The following is a 22,126-nucleotide window of genomic DNA, read 5'->3' on the forward strand; positions in this document are numbered from 1 at the left end:
CCTTTACTTTATTTGCACGAGCGTACCTAAAGCTAAGCGTTGCCAAGCCGATAGCCCAACGAAGCTCTAAAAAAGCCGCGTCGATAATAAACGCTTCGTAAGGACGACCCCATGCCCCCAATGCGCTCTATCCAAGCCCGCTATACCCTGTTTCTGGTGCTGTTCGTCCTGGTGCTATTCGTGTTGACCGTCGTGGGTATCGGCCAGTTGGTCGCACCCAAGCTGCGACAGACCGAAGAACAGGTGGTGCTCAACCGCATCAGTGAGGTGGCAGAACAAATTCAGGGCGAACTGAACAAGGTTCAGGCCCAGCAACGCACCATCACCCAAACTATTCCACTGCTCGACAGCGATGCCATCGACAAGGTCCTGCCAGGCCTGGTCGACCAATATGGTGAACTGAAGGTATTTGGTGGTGGTATCTGGCCGCTGCCCAACCAGCGCACGCCGGGCCGCAACAAGCACAGCACGTTCTGGCACCGCGATGCGTCGGGCAAGCTGGCGGTGAACACGTTCTGGAACAGCGACCCCGCGCCCAACTATTACGACCAGAGCTGGTACAAAGGCGGCCTCGCTTCGCCGCGCGGGCAATGCGCCTGGGCGGCTGCCTACAAAGACGACGCCAGCCAGGAGCCGCGCACCAACTGCGCCATGGCGATCCAGCGTGACGGCGCCGCCTATGGCGTGGCCACCATCGACGTGACCCTGGGTTTCTTCAATGACCTGGTGGCCAGCAAGGAAAAAGACATCGGCGGGCAAATGCTGATCGTCGAGGGCGATGGCAAGATCATCAGCAACAGCTCGCGCCTGAGCAGCCCCGTGGTGTTGAAGAACATCAGCGAACTGACCTCCACCTCGGCATTTGCCACCCAGGTTAGCAAAGCCCTGGCCCATCGCGACCAGGCACTGCAACGCAGCGAGTTCGACAATGGCGGCGTGGCCAGCACTTTCTATCTGCGCCCCATCGAAGGCACGCCATGGTTCCTCGCCACCGCCCTGCCCACTTCACTGATCACTGCCCAACGCGATGACGTGCTCGGCAGTCTGGCGCTGTTGCAGATCCCAATGGTGTTGCTGCTGGTGCTGCTGGCGGCGTATGCGATCCGCCAACTGGTGCAGCGCATGAAGATCCTCAAAACCAATATCGACGCGCTGTCCGCTGGCGATGCCGACCTCACGCGACGTATCACCATCCGCGCCGAAGACGAACTCGGCGCCATCGGTCACTCGGTGAACCACTTCATCGTCTACCTACAAAACATGATCGGCGAAGTCACCCAGGCCACCGGCGCGATGTCGTCAGGCCTTGAGCAATTGCAACGGACCTCGGCCCACACCAACCAGATCCTGGTGCGTCACGCCTCGGAAACCGACCAGACCGTCACCGCTATCACCGAGATGAGCTCCACCGCCGACAACGTCGCGCAAAACGCGGCCGAAACCGCCTCGTTCACTCAGCGCGCCAATGAGCACGCCGATCGCTCCCGCGTGGTCGTTGGGGAAGCATCCACCAGTGTCAGCGCCTTGATCGGCGAAGTTGCCGCCGCCACCCACACCGTGGAAAACATGCGCCAGGACGCCGCACGCATCACCGAGACCCTCGGGGTGATCGGCGCCATTGCTGGCCAGACCAACCTGTTGGCCCTCAACGCCGCCATTGAAGCGGCCCGGGCCGGTGAGCAAGGTCGAGGCTTTGCAGTGGTCGCCGACGAAGTGCGCGCCTTGGCTGCGCGCACTCAGGCAAGCACCTCGCAGATCAACGAGATGCTGGCACGCCTGACTGCCGGGGTGAGTTCCTCGGTCGCGGCCATGGAAAATACCCAGGCCAGCTGCCAATCGGCAGCGGATGCCACGGCGCGGGTCAACACCGGGTTGGATGAAATGGCGGGTTCCGTGAGCCATATCAACAACCTCAGCACGCAGATCGCCACAGCCGCCGAGCAGCAAAGCGCGGTGACCGAGGAGATCAACCGCAGCATGGTGCAAATCCGACACATGGTCGAAGAGTTGGTACAAAGCGGCCATGCCACCGAAACCAATACCCAGAGCCTGCTGGATGCCAATGGCCGGGTGATCGCCTTGATGGGCCGCTTCAAAGTGCGCTGATCAATTCTCTAAAGGCTCCCGCGCAAAGCGCGGGAGTCGGACTATTCTGACAGTTCCAAGTGTTAAGCCCCGCCACACAGGAGGTGTGCCATGCGCGCTGTCGAGCAGTCGTTCCGCTTGGAGCGGATCAGTCAGGAACGCTTTATCCAAGCCCCCATTGACGCTGTTTACGACTACGTGACCCAACCGGATCGCTGGCATGAATGGCACCCCACATCCCTCGGGGCCGATACCGGCACCACCGGATCGCTCCCCGCCGGTGCACGCTTTACCGAAATGATCGACCTGCTGGGTGTACGCGTGCCCATGAGCTACCGCGTGCAGATCGCCCGTCGTCCCGACGAGTTCAAGACGGTGTTCACATCCCTCGCCGTCGATGGTTCCATCCACTATTTCCTGCTGCCCTTTCACGACGGCACGCTGTTCAAGCGTGTGCTGACCTATGAAACCGAATTGCAGTTGGCCAGCCTGCACGAACGCATGATCGAACTATCAGCGATTGCGCTGGACCAGCTCAGGCACCGCCTTGAAAACGCCAATCTTGTATAACTTTGAAACATTACAACGGCGCCCCCTTCAAAAAAGCGCGGAGAATGCCCGGCTTACTGCCTGGTCTTGGACGAAAACCTGATGAAAACCCCACTGCGATTGGCCCTGCTTTCAGCCCTCTTCACCACCACCCTGGCCCAGGCCGCTGACCTCATCCCCATCGACGTGCACCGTGACGCCAACTGCGGCTGCTGCAAAAAGTGGATCAGCCACCTGGAAAGCAACGGCTTCAAGGTCAACGACCATGTAGAAGCCGACATGAGTGCCGTCAAGCAACGCCTGGGCGTGGCCCCGCGCCTGGGCTCCTGCCACACCGCCGTGATCGACGGCAAATTCGTCGAGGGCCACGTGCCCGCCGATCAAGTGCTGGCTTTGCGCAATCGCGACGACCTGCTGGGTATTGCCGCACCGGGCATGCCGATGGGTTCGCCCGGCATGGAAATGGACGGGCGCAGCGAGGCCTATCAAGTCATCGGGCTGACCCGGGACGGCAACGATGTCGTGGTGGCTGAGTACCCGGCGCACTGATCTGTGCTGATGGGTTACCTCGGGCTGTTCTTCGCCGCCTTTGGTGCTGCGACCTTACTCCCATTGCAATCCGAAGCGGTGCTGGTAGGCCTGCTGGTCAGCGGGCATTACGGGTTGTGGTGGCTGCTGGGTATCGCGACCCTGGGCAATGTTCTCGGGTCGCTGGTCAATTGGTGGCTGGGCCGCTGGGTGGAGCACTTCAAGGGTCGGCGCTGGTTTCCGGTCAGCGACAGGCAACTGGAAAAAGCGCGCACCCATTACCAGCGCTGGGGACACTGGACGCTGCTGCTCAGTTGGGTGCCGATCATTGGCGACCCGCTGACGTTGGTGGCCGGGGTAATGCGTGAGCCCTTGTGGCGGTTTCTGCTGCTGGTGACCCTAGCTAAAGGCCTGCGCTATGCCGTGCTGGCCGCCGTGACCTTGCAATGGGTGTTAATCCCCACTTAATCCCTCGCAAAGAGCATCCGGACACCCTTCCTGGAGCCCCGCCCATGCCTCTATTCCGCGCTTTTTGCATCGCCGGCCTGCTGACGGCCAGCACAGCGCCTGCGCACGCGGCCACCTACGGTCCCGAGCTGCAAGGTTTCCAGTACCCCTACCCCCTTGAACATTTCCAATTCCAATCCCAAGGCGAATCCCTGCAAATGGGCTACATGGACGTGCCGGCCAAAGGCACCGCCAATGGTCGCGCCGTCGTGCTGATGCACGGCAAAAATTTCTGTGGTGCAACGTGGGAAAGCTCGATCAAGGCCCTGAGTGATGCCGGTTACCGAGTGATCGCACCGGACCAGGTCGGTTTTTGCAGCTCCAGCAAACCCGAGCACTACCAGTACAGCTTCCAGCAGTTGGCCCTCAACACCCACCAACTGCTGGAAAAGCTCGGCATTCAAAAGGTCACCCTGCTCGGCCACTCCACCGGCGGCATGCTCGCCACGCGTTACGCGCTGATGTACCCCGAGCAGACTGAGCAGTTGGCGCTGGTCAACCCCATCGGCCTGGAAGACTGGAAAGCCCTGGGCGTGCCTGCGCTCAGCGTCGACCAGTGGTATGCCCGTGAACTGAAAGTCAGCGCCGATGGGATTCGCCAATACCAGCTCAACACGTACTACGTCGGCCGCTGGAAGCCGGAATACGAGCGGTGGGTGGATATGTATGCCGGCCTGAGCAACGGCCCGGGGCATACGCGGGTCGCATGGAACTCGGCGTTGATTTACGACATGATCTTCACCCAGCCGGTGTACTACGAATTCAAGAACCTGCAGATGCCTACCCTCTTGCTGATCGGCACCTCCGACAACACCGCCATCGGCAAGGACGTCGCGCCGCCCGAGGTCAAAGCTAAGCTCGGCAACTACGCGGTGTTGGGCAAAACCGTGGCCAAGCTGATCCCCCACGCAACGCTGGTGGAGTTTCCCGGCCTGGGCCACGCGCCGCAGATGGAAGAACCGGCGAAGTTTCACCAGGCGCTGTTGCAGGGTTTGAACGCGCTTTAATCCAACCTTTTTCGAGGCACTCGTGAATGTCGGTACAAATCGCAGTCATTGATGATTGGCAGAATGTGGCCCGTGACGTGGTGGATTGGTCGGTGCTGGAGTCGGTCGGCCAGGTGCACTTCCTGCACGATTACCCGGCCGATACCGCCGTAACGATCGAACGTCTGCAGCCGTTCGAGGTGATTTGCGTGATGCGTGAGCGCACCCCATTCGACGCCGCGCTGTTGCAGGGGCTGCCCAACCTCAAGTTGCTGGTGACCGGCGGCATGCGCAACGCGGCCATCGATATCCCCGCCGCCAAGGCCCTGGGCATTCACGTCTGCGGCACCGACAGCTATAAACAGGCGGCGCCGGAATTGACGTGGGCGTTGATCATGGCCTCCACCCGCAACCTGCTGGCCGAGGCCAACTCCGTGCGCGCCGGGCACTGGCAGGTCGGCCTTGGCGGCGACCTGTACGGGAAGACGCTGGGCATCCTTGGTCTGGGCAGCATCGGCCAGAAGGTCGCGCAATTTGCCCAAGTCTTCGGCATGCGCGTGATTGCCTGGAGTGAAAACCTCACGCCGGAGCGTGCGACACAAGCCGGTGTGAGCTGGGTCAGCAAGGAAGACCTGTTCAAACAGGCCGATATCCTGACCATCCACCTGGTACTCAGCGACCGCACCCGAGGCCTGGTAGATGCAGAAGCGTTGGGCTGGATGAAACCGACGGCGCGTCTGGTGAATACCGCGCGTGGGCCGATTGTGGATGAGCAGGCATTGGTTGAGGCATTGAGCCGTGGTCGCCTGGCGGGGGCTGCACTGGATGTGTATGCCGAGGAGCCGTTGCCGCTGGATCATCCGTTCCGCCGCTTGCCCAATGTGCTGGCCACGCCCCATGTAGGCTATGTGAGCGAGCAGAATTACCGGCAGTTCTACCAGCAGATGATCGAGGATATCCAAGCCTGGGCGAAAAATGCGCTCATCCGGCCGATTGGCTGACGCACCAATACGGGGCGCCTCTCACCGCAGAGGCGCACGCCGCCCCTGTGGTGAGAGGTTTGCTCAGAAAATAAGCTCATAACCTCCTGCCCACAGGCGCCACAACCCCTGTGGTGAGCAGGTTTGCTCAGAAAATAAGCTCACAACCTGCTGCGACAGGCGCCACAACCTCTGTGGTGAGCAGGCTTGCCCTGCGCCGGAGTGCGAAGCGCTCCCAAGTGGCTAGCCTTGCTGCATCAGGTACATAGGCGGTGCCCCTAATGGGGCTGCTTCGCAGCCCAGCGCAGGGCAAGCCTGCTCACTACAAAGTGCAGCTCAGCTCCTACTGCAAAGTCGCAAACAATCCTTTGGTGAGAGGTTTGCTCAGAAATAAGCTCACAACCTCCTGCCACAGGCGCCACAACCTCTGTGGTGAGCAGGCTTGCCCTGCGCCGGAGTGCGAAGCGCTCCCAAATGGCTCGCCTTGCTGCATCAGGTACATAGGCGGTGCCCCTAATGGGGCTGCTGCGCAGCCCAGCGCAGGGCAAGCCTGCTCACTACAAAATACGGCTCAGCCCTACTCCACAGTCGCAAACAACGCTGTGGTGAGAGGTTTGCTCAGAATAAGCTCACAACCTCCTGCCCACGGGCGCCACAACCCCTGTGGTGAGCAGGCTTGCCCTGCGACGGAGTGCGAAGCGCTCCCAAATGGTTCACCTTGCTGCACCAGGTACATAGGCGGTGCCCCTAATGGGGCTGCTTCGCAGCCCAGCGCAGGGCAAGCCTGCTCACTACAAAATACGGCTCAGCCCCACTCCACAGTCGCAAACAATGCGGTGGTGAGAGGTTTGCTCAGAAATAAGCTCACAACCTCCGGCCCACGGGCACCACGACCTCTGTGGTGAGCAGGCTTGCCCTGCGCCGGAGTGCGAAGCGCTCCCAAATGGTTCACCTTGTTGCACCAGGTACATAGGCGGTGCTCCTAATGGGGCTGCTTCGCAGCCCAGCGCAGGGCAAGCCTGCTCACTACAAAATACGGCTCAGCCCTACTCCACAGTCGCAAACAACGCTGTGGTGAGAGGTTTGCTCAGAAATAAGCTCACAACCTCCTGCCCACGGGCGCCACAACCTCTGTGGTGAGCAGGCTTGCCCTGCGACGGAGTGCGAAGCGCTCCCAAATGGTTCACCTTGCTGCACCAGGTACATAAGCGGTGCCCCTAATGGGGCTGCTTCGCAGCCCAGCGCAGGGCAAGCCTGCTCACTACAAAACCCAGGTCAAACCGCATTACCTCGAAATACACCAGTGCCCCACAAACAATTGGCTAATAACCACTGACTCTCAGGTTAAAAGTTTTTTGTCCTACAAAATCTTCCCAGAAACCCTACAGGCTATGAGGATCTGTCCTAGACTGATGACCGATGGGTCCGTTCCAAAACAAAAACCCCGCAAAAAATCTAAACTTTCCGACTCTGCCATTGGTCCAGTTTTAAGGTAAGGCGAGCACACACGCTTCACAGCACATGCCCGTCCATCCAATCTTTTTTCGCAATCCGTGCAACTGGCATACGCCTTGCCAGTTTGTACAGTGCTTGTGCGCCTGGCCGCAGGATGCGGCCAATCGGAGCTAGTGGCAGCGGGCCATTAGCCGACCAACAAAATGGGAGTGCATTATGATCAGTGCCGCAGTAGATACTCAGGGAGAGCGTTTCAGTCAGCCTGCAGGGGGGCCTACGTCGTTGGCCGACCTGCCAAGCTCTGTGCGGCCGATCGTGAGTCACAACCCGAATCGAAAAAAAGTGCTGTTTGTCACGTCCGAGTTTGCTGACCTGGTGAAAACCGGTGGCCTGGGCGACGTCTCCGCGGCCCTGCCCCGTGCCATGGCTCACCTGCATGATGTGCGCGTGTTGATCCCCGGCTACCCGCAGGTCATGGAAAGCGACAACCCGATCCACATCATCGGTGAACTGGGCGGCCACGCCGCGCTGCCGCCATGCAAGATCGGGCGTATGGACCTCAAGGACGGCCTCGTCATTTATGTGCTGATCTGCCCCGAGCTCTACGAGCGTGAAGGCACGCCTTACGGTGCCAACAACGGCCGCGACTGGCCGGACAACCATATCCGCTTCGCCCGCCTGGGCCTGGCCGCCGCCGACATCGCCGCCAACCTCGCACAGATTCACTGGTGCCCGGACTTGGTGCACGCCCACGACTGGCCTGCTGGCCTGGCCCCGGCGTATATGCACTGGCGTGGGTCACGTACGCCGACCCTGTTCACCATTCATAACTTGGCCTATCAAGGTGTGGTCAGCCTGGCCTCGACGCCAGAGCTGGGTATCCCGCCCCACGCCCTGCAGCAGGAAGGCATGGAGTTCTACGGCAAGATGTCGTTCCTCAAGGCCGGCATGGCTTATTCCAGCCATATCACCACGGTGAGCGCCACCTACGCCCAGGAAATCACCACCCCGGAATTTGGCTGCGGCCTCGACGGTTTTCTCGCCGCCAAGACCCAGCAAGGCCTGCTCAGTGGTATCCCCAACGGTATTGATGAAAGCTGGGAAACCTCCACCGACGAGCACCTGACGCACAACTTCAATATCGGCGACTGGGAAGGCAAGGCAATCAATGCCGCCCACGTGCGCGAATTGTTCGGTCTGCACGATTCCACCGGCCCGCTGTTCGCCGTGGTCTCGCGTCTTGTCTACCAAAAAGGCCTGGACCTGACCGAAGCGGTGGCTGGCTTCATCGTTGAGAACGGCGGCCAGATCGCAATCATCGGGCGCGGCGAACCGGAAGAAGAACAGGCCATGCGTGAACTGGCCCTGCGCTTCCCGGGCCAAGTCGGCGTGCGCATCGGCTTCAACGAAACCGACGCGCGCCGTATGTTTGCCGGCAGCGACTTCCTGCTGATGCCATCGCGCTACGAGCCCTGCGGCTTGAGCCAGATGTACGCCCAGCGCTTCGGCTCACTGCCGGTGGCACGCAATACCGGCGGGCTGGCAGACACTATCGAAAATGGCGTCACCGGGTTCCTGTTCAATGAATCCACGGTGGAAAGTTATGAAGAAGCCCTGAGCCGCGCGTTCAAGGTCTTCGCTTTCCCAGGCCTGCTCAACGCCATGCGTTGCCGTGCCATGACCCAACCGTTCAATTGGTGCCAGGCAGTCGAACCCTACGCCGAACTCTACGAACAACTTGTGGCCAAGGCCCTGGGGAAATCAGTCAAGTAATCAAGGGAGGCCTCTATAGATGCCGTTACGGACTCTAGAAACCTGGCCCCACGGCGCAATCATGCTGGACGCGCAACACACGCGTTTTGCCTTGTGGGCGCCAGACGCGTTTTATGTCAGCGTTGAATTGGAAGACGGCAAATCAGTTGCCATGCTGCCGCAGGCAGAGGGCTGGTTTGAAGTAGAAATAAAGTGCCCGGCGGGCACGCGCTACCGCTACAACATCGACGGGGAAAAAGACGTGCCCGACCCCGCATCCCGGGCCCAAGCGTGCGATGTGCACGGTTGGAGCCGGGTGGTTGACCCCCTCGCCTATAAATGGCGGCACAGCCAATGGCAAGGTCGCCCGTGGCATGAGGCGGTGATCTACGAGCTGCATGTCGGCGCAATGGGAGGCTACGCCGGCGTGGAGAAACACCTGCCACGCCTGGCCGAGCTGGGCGTCACGGCCATTGAGTTGATGCCCTTGGCGCAGTTCCCCGGCGAACGCAACTGGGGCTACGACGGTGTTCTACCCTACGCGCCCCATTCTTCGTACGGCACGCCTGAGCAGCTCAAGCACTTGATCGACAGCGCTCACGAGCACGGCCTGGCCGTGATCCTCGACGTGGTCTACAACCACTTCGGTCCTGACGGCAACTACTTGGGTCAATACGCCCAAGGCTTCTTTCGCGAAGACGTGCACACCCCCTGGGGCGCGGGGATCGATTTCGAGCGCCGCGAGGTGCGCCACTTTTTCCTCGACAACGCACTGATGTGGCTGATGGAGTACCGCTTCGACGGCCTGCGCCTGGATGCCGTGCACGCCATCGACAATCCCGGTTTCCTGCAACAACTGGCACAGCGTGTGCGCCAGCAGGTCGACACCGGTCGCCACGTTTGGCTGGTGCTGGAGAACGAATTCAACCAGGCCAGCCTGCTGGAGCATGATTTCGATGCACAGTGGAATGACGACGGCCATAACGCGCTGCACGTGCTGCTCACCGGTGAAACCGACGCCTATTACAGCGACTTCGCCGCAGACACCACAGCCAAGCTGGCGCGCTGCCTGGGCGAAGGGTTCATCTACCAAGGCGAGACCACACGCCATGGCCACACCCGTGGCGAACCCAGCGCGCACCTTCCACCCAGTGCCTTTGTGCTGTTTTTGCAGAACCACGACCAGATCGGCAACCGCGCCTTGGGCGAACGCCTGCATCAACTGTGCTCGCCTCAGGCACTCAAGGCCGCGACCACGTTGCTGCTGCTGTCGCCGATGATCCCGCTGATGTTCATGGGCGATGAAGTCAACGCCAAAGAGCCCTTTCTATTTTTCACCGACCACCACGGCGAACTGGCCGAAGCGGTACGTGAAGGCCGGCGCAACGAGTTTGCCGACTTCGCCGCATTCCAGGATCCCGAGCGACGCGAACGCATCCCTGACCCCAACGCCCTGCCTACCTTCCAGCAATCAAACCCGACATTTACCGACAGCGAACAGGCGCAGTTCTACCGCCAACTGCTGAGCCTGCGCCATCGCCATCTCGTGCCGCACTTGCCCGGCAGTGTGGCGCTGGGCGCCCAAGTGCTGGCGGACGGCGCTGTAACAGCCCGCTGGCGATTGGGCAATGGCAGCCTGTTGCAAATCGATCTGAACCTCAGTGCCACGCCCGTGAATCATCCGGCGCCGGAGCACCTACTTTTTGCCACGCCTGCTGAGCAAGGCGCGCAACTGCCGCCGTACAGCGCGCGCGTCAGCCTTTCCCCTGTTGGAGAACACCCTTGAGTGAAGCGAACCTGGAAATCCTCGCCAGCCGCGCAGGCCTGGCCGTCGATTGGATCGACGCCAACGGCCGCCCGCAACGCGTGACACCCGATGCCCTGCGCGCTGTCCTCAAAGGCCTCGGTCACCCGGCCGACAGCGACGCAGAGATCAATACCAGCCTGCTGGAACTGGAGCGGGCGCAACAAGACAAACACCTGCCGCCCTTGATGACGGTCGACAGCGGCGACGGCCTTGACTTGGCGCACTACTTCGAACCCGACACCCTGTGCCGTGTCAGCCTGGAAGACGGCGAAACCCTGGACCTGCGCCTGGACGGCGCCGCCGTGCTGCCGGGCATCATCGCCCTGGGCTACCACCAGGTGCACATCAACGACCAGACCTTCACGCTGGCCGTCGCCCCCACTCACTGCTACAGCGTCGCCGACTCGGTCGACAGCCAGCCCGCCCGCGCCTGGGGCCTGAGTGCGCAGCTGTACTCGCTGCGCCGTCTGGGCGATGGTGGCTTCGGCGACACCCTGGCCCTGGAACACCTGGCCCGTTCTGCCGCCGAGCGCGGCGCCGATGCCCTGGCAATCAGCCCGATGCACGCGATGTTCAGCGCCGACACAGGGCGCTACAGCCCCTATTCGCCGTCCAGCCGTTTGTTCCTCAACAGTTTGTATGCCTCGCCCGGCTGCATCCTTGGCGAACGTGAAGTGCGCAACGCCATCGACGCCCTTGGTCTGGAGGATGAGCTGCACGCTCTGGAGCAACACACCCTGATCGACTGGCCCGCCGCCGCCAACGCCAAGCAACGCCTGTTGCGCGCGCTGTACGAAGACTTCCGCCACGGCCAGCATCCGCAACATGCCGATTTCCTGAGCTTCCGCCAGGCCGGCGGTGAAGCCCTGGAAAATCACTGTCGCTTTGAAGCGGTGCAAGCTGTGCGCGCGGCTGCCGGCGAAGCGCTCGACTGGCGCCACTGGCCGCAGGAGTGGCGTACCCCGCAGAGCCCGGCGCTGGCGAAGTTCGCCGAGGACAACCGAGAAGAGATCGGCTACTTCGCCTTCACCCAATGGCTGATCGCCCGCTGCCTTGAGCGCGCGCAACAAGCCGCCAAGGGCAGTGGCATGGGCGTTGGCTTGATCGCCGACCTGGCGGTGGGAGCTGACGGCGGTGGCAGCCAGGCCTGGAGCCGCCAGGATGAACTGCTGGCCAACCTGACCGTGGGCGCGCCGCCGGACATCCTCAACCGTGCGGGCCAGGGCTGGGGCATTTCCGCGTTCTCGCCGGAAGGCCTCCAGCGCAATGGGTTCCGCGCATTTATCGAGATGCTGCGCGCCAACTTTGCCCATGCCGGTGGTTTACGCATCGACCATGTGATGGGCCTGCAACGTCTGTGGGTCATCCCCATGGACGCATCCCCTCGCGAAGGCGCTTACCTGTATTACCCGGTGGACGACCTGTTGCGTCTGTTGGCGCTGGAATCTCACCGCCATCAAGCCATCGTCCTCGGTGAAGACCTCGGCACTGTGCCCGACGGCCTGCGCGAAAAACTCAGCAGCCGCTCTATCCTGGGGATGCGTGTGCTGCTCTTCGAGCAAGGCCACGATGGTCAGTTCACGCCGATTCTCGACTGGCCGAACAACGCCCTGGCCACTACCAGCACCCACGATTTGCCCACGCTCAATGGTTGGTGGCACAGCCGCGACATCGATTGGAACATCCAACTCGGCCTGATCGATGCGCCCACCGTGGAGCAATGGAGCGAACACCGCCTGCGCGAACGCCAGGCCCTGCGCCAGGCCTTGAGCCAGGACCCGCAGAACTTCGTTGACGAGATCCGTAACGAAACCGACCACATGATCGACGCCAGCGTGCGCTACCTCGGCCATACCCGTGCGCCGTTGGTGTTGTTGCCACTGGAAGACGCCCTGGGCGTCGAAGAACAAGCCAACCTGCCCGGCACCACCGATACCCATCCCAATTGGCGCCGACGCCTGGCGGGTGAGGCTTCAAGTTTGCTGGACAATGCCGGAGCCGCGCGCCGCCTTGAACTATTGGCCGTCGCGCGCAACCAGGCCTATGAGCGTGACCGATGAAGACACTGCCCCTGCGCGCCACCCAGCGCCTTCAATTTCATAAAGGCTTTACGTTGGACGATGCGGTGCCGCTGGTGCCGTATTTTGCCGAGTTAGGCATCAGCCATCTTTACGCTTCGCCCCTGCTCAGCGCCCGCGCCGGGTCCATGCACGGCTACGACGTGGTCGACCCGACCCGCGTCAATCCGGAACTGGGCGGTGAACCCGCCTTGCGCCGCCTGGTCGCCGCCCTGCGTGAACACGACATGGGGCTGATCCTCGATATCGTCTCCAACCATATGGCCGTTGGCGGTGCCGATAACCCGTGGTGGCTGGACCTGCTGGAGTGGGGCCGCCTGAGCCCGTACAGCGAGTTCTTCGACATCCAGTGGCACTCGCCCGACCCGCTGCTCAAGGGTCAACTGTTGATGCCGTTTCTGGGCAGCGACTACGGCGAAGCGTTACAGACCGGCACCCTGACATTGCATTTCGATGCGGTCCACGGCGCATTTTATGTCGAGCATTACGAGCATCGCTTCCCGATATGCCCACGGGATTACGCGTTGATCCTGGGCAGCGATGAAACGCTCAAACCCCTGGCTGACCGTTTCGCCGCCCTCGCCTATCAGGACGACACCTACGCCGAAGCCGCCTGGCTCAAGCAGGCACTGGCCGAGCGGGCGACTGAGGTCCTGGCGGCTATCGAAGACCGCTTGACCCAGTTCGATGGGCGCCAACCCGAGGGTTTCAATCGCCTGCATCAGTTGCTCGAACAACAGGCCTACCGCCTGGCGAGTTGGCGCACCGCGGCAGACGATATCAACTGGCGGCGCTTCTTCGACGTCAATGAGCTGGGTGGCCTGCGCGTAGAACGCACGGCGGTGTTCGAGGCCACCCACGGCAAGATTTTCGAACTGATCAGCGAAGGTTTGGTGGATGGGTTACGTATCGACCATATCGACGGCCTGGCCGACCCCCGGGGTTATTGCCGCAAGCTGCGTCGCCGAGTGGACGCCCTGGCGCCTGGGCGGCACTTGCCGATCTTTGTCGAGAAGATCCTCGGTGAAGGCGAAACCCTGCGTGAGGATTGGTGTGTGGACGGCACCACCGGCTATGAATTCATGGACCAACTGTCCTTGCTGCAACACCAGCCGGACGGCTTTGCACCGCTGGCCGAGCTGTGGACACGCCATACCGAACGGCCCTCAGCGTTTATCGAAGAAGCCCGTCTGGCCCGCCAGCAGATCCTCAACGGCTCGTTGGGCGGGGACTTTGAAAGCGTCGCCCAAGCGCTCCTGCAAGTGGCCCGCGACGATGTGATGACCCGCGACCTGACCCTGGGCGCGATTCGCCGCGCCCTGCAGGAGCTGATCGTGCACTTCCCGGTGTACCGCACTTACATCAGCGCCTTGGGCCGCAGCGCCGCCGACGACGCGGTGTTCCAGCAGGCCATGGACGGTGCCCGCACCACCTTGAGCGAGGGCGACTGGCCGGTGCTGGATCACCTCGAAAAATCCCTCGGCGGCCAACCTTGGCGCCAACGTCCGGTGGGCCGTGAGCGCAAGATACTCAAGCATGCCTGCGTACGCTTCCAGCAACTGACCTCGCCCGCGGCCGCCAAAGCCGTGGAAGACACCGCGTTCTATCGCTCAGCGGTGCTGCTGTCGCGCAATGATGTGGGCTTCAGTACTGAGCAGTTCAGCGCACCGTTGACCGAATTCCATTCGATCAACCAACAGCGCTTGGAAGCCTTCCCGGATAACCTGCTGGCCACCGCCACCCACGACCACAAACGCGGCGAAGACACCCGCGCTCGACTGGCAGTGCTCAGCGAGTGCGCCGACTGGTACGTGGAACAGGTTGAGCAGTGGCGCACCCTGGCAGCACCGTTACGCAGCGATGCCGACACTCCGTCGGCCGGTGATGAGCTGATCCTCTACCAAGTGCTGCTGGGCAGTTGGCCGCTGGACCAGGGTGATGACTTCGACGGCTATCAACAACGCCTCTGGCAGTGGCAACAAAAGGCCCTGCGCGAAGCCAAATTGAACAGCAGTTGGAGTGCGCCCAACGACGCCTACGAACAAGGCGTGGAAGCGTTTCTGTCGCGTCTATTGCTCAGTGAAGAAGGTCGCACGTTGCGCACCGCGATTGCGGCGGCTGCCCAGGCGATTGCCCCGGCCGGGGCGCTCAACGGGCTGGCGCAATCCTTGCTTCGCATGACTGTGCCGGGTGTACCAGACCTGTACCAGGGCGCTGAGTTCTGGGACTTCAGCCTGGTGGATCCGGACAACCGTCGTCCGGTGGATTTCAGTGCACGACAACGGGCACTCGAGACCCCAACGGACATCGGCGAACTGTTGTTCAACTGGCGTGACGGGCGCATCAAACAGGCGGTGATTGCCCAGGTGCTGGCCTTGCGCAAGGCCCAGCCTGAGCTGTTTCGCAACGGTACCTACACACCGCTGGAAGTGGTCGGCCAGCATGCCGAGCGGGTGGTCGCATTCTGTCGCGAACACCAGGGCAAACGCCTGCTGGTAGTGGTTCCACGCTGGTCACATCACCTGCTGGAGAACGGTGTGTATCCCCAGATCAATGCGCAGGTTTGGGGCGATACGCGGCTGAAATTACCGTTCGCCGCACCAACTCAAAACTGGAAGGGACTTTTTCATACAGGCGCAGTCACACCAGACAAGGAGCTGTTGATCAGCACTGCCCTGGGGGATTTCCCGGTCAATGTCTTTATCAATCCTGATGATCAAGAAAGCTGAAAATTTTCTGTGAGGAGCATTGTGATGAGTACTGAAGACAAACGCATACGCGAACTGGCGCATCAGATCTGGGAGTCTGAAGGTAAGCCCCATGGTGAAGATGCGCGCCACTGGGAGATGGCGCGCAAACTGGCCGAAGCCGAAGCGCTGACGCCGAGTAAACCCAAGGCTGGCGCCAAGCCGAAGGCCGCGCCCAAGCCGCCCGCCAAAGCCAAACCGCCGGCTCCGGTTGCCAGCAAGCCGACACCTCCTGCGGCGAAAAAGCCCTCGGCTCCGAAAAAGCCAAAGCCTTAATCCTATCAACCGCCTGCCGACGCGTTCGGCAGGCGGTTACTTCATCACGCTGATTGTGAGCTGAACGTTCGTCAGCCTGGCGGCGTTCGGCCTGAAAAAAGACCCTTGCAGGAGCAACTTGAATGAGCAAACCCGACAAAAACCAAGCGACGCAGGAACATGAGCCGTCGCGGATTCGCGAAGGTTTGCCCTTCCCGCTCGGTGCCACCTGGGACGGCCTGGGTGTCAACTTTGCGCTGTTTTCGGCCAACGCCACCAAGGTGGAACTGTGCCTGTTCGACGACGCCGGCGAAGTAGAGCTGGAGCGCATCGAGCTGCCGGAATACACCGACGAAATCTTCCACGGTTACTTGCCCGATGCCCATCCAGGACTGATTTACGGTTATCGGGTATACGGCGCCTACGATCCGGCCAATGGTCATCGTTTCAACCACCACAAATTGCTGATCGACCCCTACGCCAAACAGTTGGTAGGTGAGCTCAAATGGTCCGAAGCGCTGTTCGGCTACACCATCGGCCATCCCGACGACGACCTCAGTTTCGACGAGCGTGACAGCGCGCCGTTCGTGCCCAAGTGCAAGGTCATCGATCCGGCACACACCTGGGGTAACGACCAGCCGGTGCGGGTGCCATGGGACCGTACGATCATTTATGAAACCCACCTGCGCGGCATCAGCATGCGTCACCCCTCGGTGGGTGAATCCGTGCGCGGCACGTGCGCCGGGTTGATGGAAGACGATGTGCTCAAGCACATTCGCCAGTTGGGTATTTCGTCGGTGGAGCTGCTGCCGGTGCACGCCTTCGTTAACGACCAGCACCTGCTGGAAAAAGGCATGACCAACTACTGGGGCTACAACAGCATCGCGTTTTTCGCCCCCGACCCGCGCTACCTGGCCAGCGGCAAGATCGCCGAGTTCAAGGAGATGGTCGCGCACCTGCACGAACAGAAGCTGGAAGTGATCCTCGACGTGGTCTACAACCACACCGCCGAAGGCAACGAGCGCGGTCCGACTCTGTCCATGCGCGGCATCGACAATGCCTCGTACTACCGGTTGATGCCTGACGACAAGCGCTTCTACATCAACGATTCCGGCACCGGTAACACCCTGGACCTGAGTCACCCGTGCGTGCTGCAAATGGTCACTGACTCCTTGCGGTACTGGGCCAACGAGATGCATGTCGACGGTTTCCGCTTCGACCTGGCAACGATCCTTGGCCGCTATCGCGATGGTTTCGACGAGCGCCACAGTTTCCTCGTGGCCTGCCGCCAGGACCCGGTATTGCGTCAGCTCAAACTGATCGCTGAGCCTTGGGACTGCGGCCCGGGCGGCTATCAAGTGGGCAATTTCCCACCGGGCTGGGTGGAATGGAACGACCGCTTCCGCGACACCGTGCGCGCATTCTGGAAAGGCGACGACGGCCAGCTCGCGGACTTCGCCGGGCGCATGACCGCCTCGGGCGAGATGTTCAATCATCGCGGTCGCCGCCCGTACAGCTCGGTGAATTTCATCACCGCTCACGACGGTTTCACCCTGCATGATCTCGTGTCGTACAACGACAAGCACAACGAAGACAACGACGAGAACAACCAGGACGGCAGCAACAACAACCTGTCCTGGAACCACGGCGTTGAAGGCCCCACCGACGACCCGGAAATCAACGCGCTGCGCCTGCGCCAGATGCGTAACTTCTTCGCCACTCTGCTGCTGGCCCAAGGTACGCCGATGATCGTCGCCGGTGACGAATTCGCCCGCACTCAGCACGGCAACAACAATGCCTATTGCCAGGACAGCGAGATCGGCTGGGTCAACTGGGAATTGGACGATGACGGCAAGTCGCTGCTCAAGTTCGTCAAACGCTTAATCAAGCTACGCTTGGCCTACCCGATCCTGCGACGTGGACGCTTCCTGGTCGGCGACTATAACGAAGACATCGGCGTGAAGGACGTAACCTGGCTCGCACCCGACGGCAACGAAATGACCACCGAACAGTGGGAAGACAGCCACGGTCGCTGCCTCGGCATGTTGATGGACGGCCGCGCCCAGGAAACCGGGATTCGTCGCGCCGGTGCCGATGCGACTTTGTTGCTGGTGGTCAACGCGCACCACGACATGGTCAATTTCCGCCTGCCGCCAGTGCCCGAGGGTGAGTTCTGGACCTGCATGCTCGATACCAATGACACCGCAGTACGCGGTCAGGAACGCTTTGATTTTGAACATGAATACGCGGTGACCGGCCGCTCGCTGTTGTTGTTTGAACTGCAGCGCGAAGACGAGGTGTGAGATGGCTTTACACGGATTCCTTCAAGGTTACCGGGGTTATGCGGACACGCAAGCCCTGGGGGATGCCCTGAAGGCGCTTCAGGAAGAAGGCCTTGACCAACTTCCGCTGCCCGGCAGCGGGCAGACCTTGGCACGCTTCAGTCGCCTGGCCCAGGTCGCCGGGCATGACTTGCGCCTGTGCAAGTTGTTTGAGGGTCATACCGACGCGTTGGCGATCATTGCAGAACTGGACAGCCCCCTGCCGCCCTTGGGTAGCACGTGGGGCATGTGGGCCGCCGAACCGCCGAGTGCCAAGGTACGCGTGCGGCGCGACGGCCATCGACTGATGGTGGACGGTCGTAAAGCCTGGTGTTCCGGCGCGGCCGTGGTCAGCCATGGGTTGCTGACGGCCTGGGATGAAGAAGATCGGCAGCAACTGGTCGCGGTCGAGATGCAGCAGCCGGGCGTAACTGTGACGAAGGACGGCTGGCACGCGGTCGGCATGGCGGCGACGGGCAGCGTTGAAGTGGTCTTCGAGGGGGTGCGCGGCATTGCCGTCGGCCACCCCGGTGAGTACCTCACCCGCCCCGGTTTCTGGCAAGGCGGGATTGGTATTGCGGCGTGCTGGTATGGCGCCGCGCAACGCCTGGCGGAAGTCTTGCGTGAGCAATGCGCCAAACGCCCGGAACCCCATGCCCTCGCCCACTTGGGTTCAGTGGACAGTGCGCTGAACGGAGCCGCCTGCGTTCTGCGCGCCAGCGCCGAGCACATCGACCTTGAACCTAAGGCTGATGCCCGAGTGCTGGCCCAGCAGACGCGGGCTTGCATTGAAGACACGGTCGAGCAAGTGATGCACCACGTGGGGCGTGCCGTCGGTGCAGGCCCCTATTGCAAGGACCCGCACTTTGCGCAGTTGATGGCGGATTTGCCGGTGTACTTGCGCCAGAGTCACGCAGAACGTGACTTGGCCGGCCTGGGTGAGCTGATCGCAGGCGAACCCGCAGGGAGGTGGCAGTTATGAAACCCAACCCGATTGTCGGCCAAGGCACCCCGCTGCATCACTGGCAGGCCTCACCGCGGATGGCCGAGTTGCCGCAGATCAGCGTCGAACAGTTAGTACCTGAAGGGCATCGCGCCGTGATCATCGCGCCCCATCCAGATGATGAAGTGCTGGGCTGCGGTGGTCTGTTGCAAGGTCTGGCGGCGCTCGGTCGGCCCATACAGCTGATTTCGGTGACCGACGGCAGCGCCAGTCACCCCGGCTCTCGGCGCTGGCCGGTAGAGCGCCTGAGCGTGGTGCGGCCCCAGGAATCAGCGCAAGCCCTGCATCGGCTGGGTTTGCCATTGCACAGTTTGAAATGGCTGCGCGCCGGGTTTACCGACAGCAAGGTAGCGGCGCGAGAGGACGAATTGAGCGCCTTTATCCAACGCTACCTCAAGCCCACGGATGTGCTGTTTACCACCTGGCGAGAAGACGGCCACTGCGACCACGAAGCCGTAGGCCGCGCCAGTGCCAAGGCCGCCCAAGCGGTGGGCGCTACGCTGTACGAGCTGCCGGTGTGGACGTGGCACTGGGCAACCGCCGAAGACAGCCAAGTGCCGTGGCACCGCGCGCGCAAAATCCCTCTGAGCTGCGAGTCGGTGGCCCGTAAGCGCCACGCTATTCACGCGTTCGCCAGCCAATTGGAAGGTGACCCGCAGATCGGCCTGCCCCCGGTGCTCGCGCCCTATGTGGTGGAGCGCTTGCTGCAACCGTTTGAAGTGGTATTCGTATGAGTGTGGCTACGCCGTATTTCGACCAGCTGTTCGCCGAAAATGATGACCCTTGGGCGTTTCGTCAACGCTGGTATGAGCGACGCAAACGAGCATTGACCCTTGCAGTGCTGACGCGTCCACGCTATGCCGCCATTTTTGAGCCGGGCTGTGCCAATGGCGAGCTGAGTTTCGAACTGGCGCCTCGCTGTGATCGCCTGCTGTGCTGTGACACCGCCGCCGCCGCCGTCAGCCTGGCGCGCAGCCGTTTGTTGGGGTTCCCCCATGCCGAGGTGCAACAGAGCCGCCTGCCGGAACAATGGCCGACCGAGCGCTTCGAGCTGATCGTGCTCAGCGAGCTGTGTTACTACCTCGACGCAGACGATTTAGGTCGCGTGATCGACCGCGCCCTCGCCAGCCTGACCGACGACGGCCAACTGCTGGCGTGCCACTGGCGCGTACCGATTGAAGGCTGTCCGCAGACAGCTGAGCAGGTGCATGCCCTGCTCCATGAACGACTGGCAATGCCGCGCCTCGCCAGCTACCACGAACAGGATTTTCTCCTCGACCTGTGGTGCCGCGATGGCACCTCGGTCGCTCGCCATGAGGGCCTGCGATGATCGGCGTTCTGATCCCGGTGCATAACGAACAAGCGCTGTTACCCGACTGCCTGGACGCCGCGTTGATCGCGGCCCGCCACCCTGGCCTGCTGGGCGAAGCGGTGCAGATCCTGCTGGTGCTCGACAGTTGCAGCGATGACAGCGCAGCCATCGTCCAGAGCTACCCGGTGCAGCACTTCGAAGTACAGGCGCGCAATGTTGGGCATGTGCGCGGGCTGGGTGCGCGGCATCTGCTCAATCAGGGCGCACGCTGGATCTCCTGCACCGACGCCGACAGCCGCGTCGCGCCTGATTGGCTGGTAGCGCAGTTGGCGCTGAACGCCGATGCGGTATGCGGCACGGTGACGGTGGACGCGTGGAGCGAGGGCTTCGACCCGGCCGCGCAGATCCGCTACCTCCAGGGCTATCAGGCGCAGGACGGGCATCGGCACATCCACGGCGCCAACCTGGGGGTGAGCGCGGGTGCTTACATTCGCGCAGGCGGCTTCGAACCCTTGGCCTGCCATGAGGACGTGCAATTGGTGCGTAACCTGGAACGCTGTGGCGCCTCTATCGCTTGGAGCAATACCCCGCAGGTGATCACCAGTGCGCGCCTGGAATCCCGCGCCCAAGGTGGGTTTGGCGATTATTTGAAGAGCCTGATGCCGGCGTCGTGAAAAAATCCATATTACAGAATGTAAAAGCGGCGAATCCTTGTCTATGCTGAAGACGCCTTGCTGGTCATTCAGGGTTGAATGGCCACGCACCCATCACGGCGGAGTCTGTGGTGAATAAATAGAGTCGTCCCGTCAACGGGGCACGACCCAGCACCAATCCACAAGGATGTAACGCTCATGAAGTCTGCCTCCCTCAGTGAAGGCCGTCGCGGCCCCGCGCAAATCTGGAACACTGCGCCGCAGCTGGCGCAAATCGCCCCTATCTCTGCGACATCGCTGGTCCCGGCCGGTGCACGGGTGGTGGTCATCGCGCCCCATCCGGGCGACGAAGTGTTGGCGTGCGGCGGCATGCTGCAACTGCTCAGCACCCTTGAATATCCCCTGCAACTGATCTCCATCACCGACGGCAGCGCCAGCCATCCCGGCTCACATCGGTGGCCGGCCAGCCGCTTAAGCGTCGTGCGTCCCCAGGAAAGCGCCGAAGCGCTGCGTCGCCTGGGCATGCCCATGCATAGCCTGAAATGGATTCGCGGTGGGTTTTGCGACAACGCCCTGTCGGCCCGTGAGCCGCAACTGAGCCAATTCATCGCGCGCTACTTGCAAGCGGGCGATGTGGTGTTCACCACGTGGCGCAACGACGGCAACCCCGACCACGAAGCGGTCGGCCGCGCCAGTGCGAAGGCGTGCAATCTCGTCGGTGCGCAGCTGTATGAACTGCCGATCTGGGCCTGGCACTGGCCCGCGCGCGAGGGTGCAATCATCCCCTGGCAACGGGCGCGCAAAGTGCGCCTGGACACATGGAGCGTCGCGCGCAAACTCCACGCGGTCCATGCCTATGCGAGTCAACTGGTGGGTGACCCGCAGATCGGCCTGGCGCCGATGCTGGCGCAGGTGTTGTTGGATCGCATGCGCGAGCCTTACGAGATCGTCTTCGCATAGCCGCCGACTCGTCCGTACCTGTTATTTCTCACAGTAGCGACGCGAGGGATGTGCGTCTAAGGTTCAAAACGTGCTGCACAGGTGAGGTGCAGTCGAGAAAGCCATGCCAACCCTTTGCATTGGCCGGTGTTTTCGAAGCAGGTAACTC

At 61.8% G+C, this 22,126-nt stretch carries 16 protein-coding genes and 2 pseudogenes; all 18 read left to right on the forward strand.

Annotated features, from left to right (window positions below; translation table 11 throughout):
• Positions 1 to 120: 120 nt before the first annotated feature.
• A pseudogene (locus LRO94_RS28095) lies at positions 121 to 1,245 on the forward strand (HAMP domain-containing protein); the annotation flags it as partial.
• Between the two features lie 345 nt (positions 1,246 to 1,590).
• Positions 1,591 to 2,106 (forward strand): annotated as a pseudogene (locus LRO94_RS28100) (methyl-accepting chemotaxis protein); the annotation flags it as partial.
• A gap of 90 nt (positions 2,107 to 2,196) precedes the next feature.
• Positions 2,197 to 2,655: an SRPBCC family protein gene (locus LRO94_RS15400; RefSeq protein ID WP_032885248.1), complete on the forward strand. Its 459-nt coding sequence runs from the start codon at positions 2,197 to 2,199 to the stop codon at positions 2,653 to 2,655.
• A gap of 81 nt (positions 2,656 to 2,736) precedes the next feature.
• Complete coding sequence (locus LRO94_RS15405) at positions 2,737 to 3,183, forward strand: DUF411 domain-containing protein (RefSeq protein ID WP_179178923.1); 447 nt, start codon at positions 2,737 to 2,739, stop codon at positions 3,181 to 3,183.
• A 3-nt stretch (positions 3,184 to 3,186) separates the two neighbouring features.
• Complete coding sequence (locus tag LRO94_RS15410; RefSeq protein ID WP_179178922.1) at positions 3,187 to 3,630, forward strand: YqaA family protein; 444 nt, start codon at positions 3,187 to 3,189, stop codon at positions 3,628 to 3,630.
• 44 nt (positions 3,631 to 3,674) lie between these two features.
• Positions 3,675 to 4,676, forward strand: coding sequence for an alpha/beta fold hydrolase (locus LRO94_RS15415; protein ID WP_179178921.1), 1,002 nt, complete (start codon positions 3,675 to 3,677; stop codon positions 4,674 to 4,676).
• A gap of 26 nt (positions 4,677 to 4,702) precedes the next feature.
• Complete coding sequence (locus LRO94_RS15420) at positions 4,703 to 5,656, forward strand: D-2-hydroxyacid dehydrogenase family protein (protein ID WP_179178920.1); 954 nt, start codon at positions 4,703 to 4,705, stop codon at positions 5,654 to 5,656.
• Positions 5,657 to 7,306: 1,650 nt separating this feature from the next.
• Positions 7,307 to 8,863, forward strand: coding sequence for a glycogen synthase GlgA (glgA, locus tag LRO94_RS15425; protein ID WP_081797612.1), 1,557 nt, complete (start codon positions 7,307 to 7,309; stop codon positions 8,861 to 8,863).
• A 19-nt stretch (positions 8,864 to 8,882) separates the two neighbouring features.
• The gene (gene treZ / locus LRO94_RS15430) at positions 8,883 to 10,628 is read left to right on the forward strand and encodes a malto-oligosyltrehalose trehalohydrolase (RefSeq protein ID WP_032885254.1); all 1,746 of its coding nucleotides are present in this window, start codon (positions 8,883 to 8,885) and stop codon (positions 10,626 to 10,628) included.
• Positions 10,625 to 12,709, forward strand: coding sequence for a 4-alpha-glucanotransferase (gene malQ, locus LRO94_RS15435; RefSeq protein ID WP_179178919.1), 2,085 nt, complete (start codon positions 10,625 to 10,627; stop codon positions 12,707 to 12,709). Before treZ ends, malQ begins: the two co-directional genes overlap by 4 nt.
• On the forward strand, positions 12,706 to 15,456 hold the full coding sequence (locus LRO94_RS15440) for a malto-oligosyltrehalose synthase (protein ID WP_032885258.1): 2,751 nt from the start codon (positions 12,706 to 12,708) through the stop codon (positions 15,454 to 15,456). The genes malQ and LRO94_RS15440 overlap by 4 nt, the downstream gene beginning before the upstream one ends.
• Before the next feature lie 24 nt (positions 15,457 to 15,480).
• Positions 15,481 to 15,750 carry a DUF2934 domain-containing protein gene (locus LRO94_RS15445; protein WP_095184657.1) on the forward strand — a complete coding sequence of 90 codons (270 nt, stop codon included), beginning with the start codon at positions 15,481 to 15,483 and terminating at the stop codon, positions 15,748 to 15,750.
• A gap of 122 nt (positions 15,751 to 15,872) precedes the next feature.
• Entirely contained in the window at positions 15,873 to 18,032 is a 2,160-nt protein-coding gene (glgX, locus tag LRO94_RS15450) for a glycogen debranching protein GlgX (protein ID WP_032885261.1), read from the forward strand.
• Position 18,033: 1 nt separating this feature from the next.
• A complete protein-coding gene (locus LRO94_RS15455; RefSeq protein ID WP_032885262.1) occupies positions 18,034 to 19,032 on the forward strand; it encodes an acyl-CoA dehydrogenase family protein in 999 nt (332 codons plus the stop codon).
• Positions 19,029 to 19,787: a PIG-L deacetylase family protein gene (locus tag LRO94_RS15460; RefSeq protein ID WP_032885263.1), complete on the forward strand. Its 759-nt coding sequence runs from the start codon at positions 19,029 to 19,031 to the stop codon at positions 19,785 to 19,787. The genes LRO94_RS15455 and LRO94_RS15460 overlap by 4 nt, the downstream gene beginning before the upstream one ends.
• A complete protein-coding gene (locus LRO94_RS15465) occupies positions 19,784 to 20,383 on the forward strand; it encodes an SAM-dependent methyltransferase (protein ID WP_032885264.1) in 600 nt (199 codons plus the stop codon). Before LRO94_RS15460 ends, LRO94_RS15465 begins: the two co-directional genes overlap by 4 nt.
• A complete protein-coding gene (locus tag LRO94_RS15470) occupies positions 20,380 to 21,039 on the forward strand; it encodes a glycosyltransferase (RefSeq protein WP_032885265.1) in 660 nt (219 codons plus the stop codon). The genes LRO94_RS15465 and LRO94_RS15470 overlap by 4 nt, the downstream gene beginning before the upstream one ends.
• A 177-nt stretch (positions 21,040 to 21,216) precedes the next feature.
• Entirely contained in the window at positions 21,217 to 21,978 is a 762-nt protein-coding gene (locus LRO94_RS15475) for a PIG-L deacetylase family protein (RefSeq protein WP_032885266.1), read from the forward strand.
• Positions 21,979 to 22,126 lie beyond the last annotated feature (148 nt).

Source organism: Pseudomonas sivasensis (genome assembly GCF_021391435.1).
Taxonomy (GTDB): Bacteria; Pseudomonadota; Gammaproteobacteria; order Pseudomonadales; family Pseudomonadaceae; genus Aquipseudomonas; species Aquipseudomonas sivasensis.

Coding starts and splice junctions, on each gene's coding strand:
- LRO94_RS15470 (WP_032885265.1), top strand. CDS start 20,380: ATGATCGGCGTTCTGATCCCGGTGCATAACGAACAAGCGCTGTTACCC.
- glgX (WP_032885261.1), top strand. CDS start 15,873: ATGAGCAAACCCGACAAAAACCAAGCGACGCAGGAACATGAGCCGTCG.
- LRO94_RS15440 (WP_032885258.1), top strand. CDS start 12,706: ATGAAGACACTGCCCCTGCGCGCCACCCAGCGCCTTCAATTTCATAAA.
- LRO94_RS15420 (WP_179178920.1), top strand. CDS start 4,703: ATGTCGGTACAAATCGCAGTCATTGATGATTGGCAGAATGTGGCCCGT.
- LRO94_RS15475 (WP_032885266.1), top strand. CDS start 21,217: ATGAAGTCTGCCTCCCTCAGTGAAGGCCGTCGCGGCCCCGCGCAAATC.
- LRO94_RS15465 (WP_032885264.1), top strand. CDS start 19,784: ATGAGTGTGGCTACGCCGTATTTCGACCAGCTGTTCGCCGAAAATGAT.
- LRO94_RS15455 (WP_032885262.1), top strand. CDS start 18,034: ATGGCTTTACACGGATTCCTTCAAGGTTACCGGGGTTATGCGGACACG.
- LRO94_RS15415 (WP_179178921.1), top strand. CDS start 3,675: ATGCCTCTATTCCGCGCTTTTTGCATCGCCGGCCTGCTGACGGCCAGC.
- glgA (WP_081797612.1), top strand. CDS start 7,307: ATGATCAGTGCCGCAGTAGATACTCAGGGAGAGCGTTTCAGTCAGCCT.
- LRO94_RS15460 (WP_032885263.1), top strand. CDS start 19,029: ATGAAACCCAACCCGATTGTCGGCCAAGGCACCCCGCTGCATCACTGG.
- treZ (WP_032885254.1), top strand. CDS start 8,883: ATGCCGTTACGGACTCTAGAAACCTGGCCCCACGGCGCAATCATGCTG.
- LRO94_RS15400 (WP_032885248.1), top strand. CDS start 2,197: ATGCGCGCTGTCGAGCAGTCGTTCCGCTTGGAGCGGATCAGTCAGGAA.
- LRO94_RS15445 (WP_095184657.1), top strand. CDS start 15,481: ATGAGTACTGAAGACAAACGCATACGCGAACTGGCGCATCAGATCTGG.
- LRO94_RS15405 (WP_179178923.1), top strand. CDS start 2,737: ATGAAAACCCCACTGCGATTGGCCCTGCTTTCAGCCCTCTTCACCACC.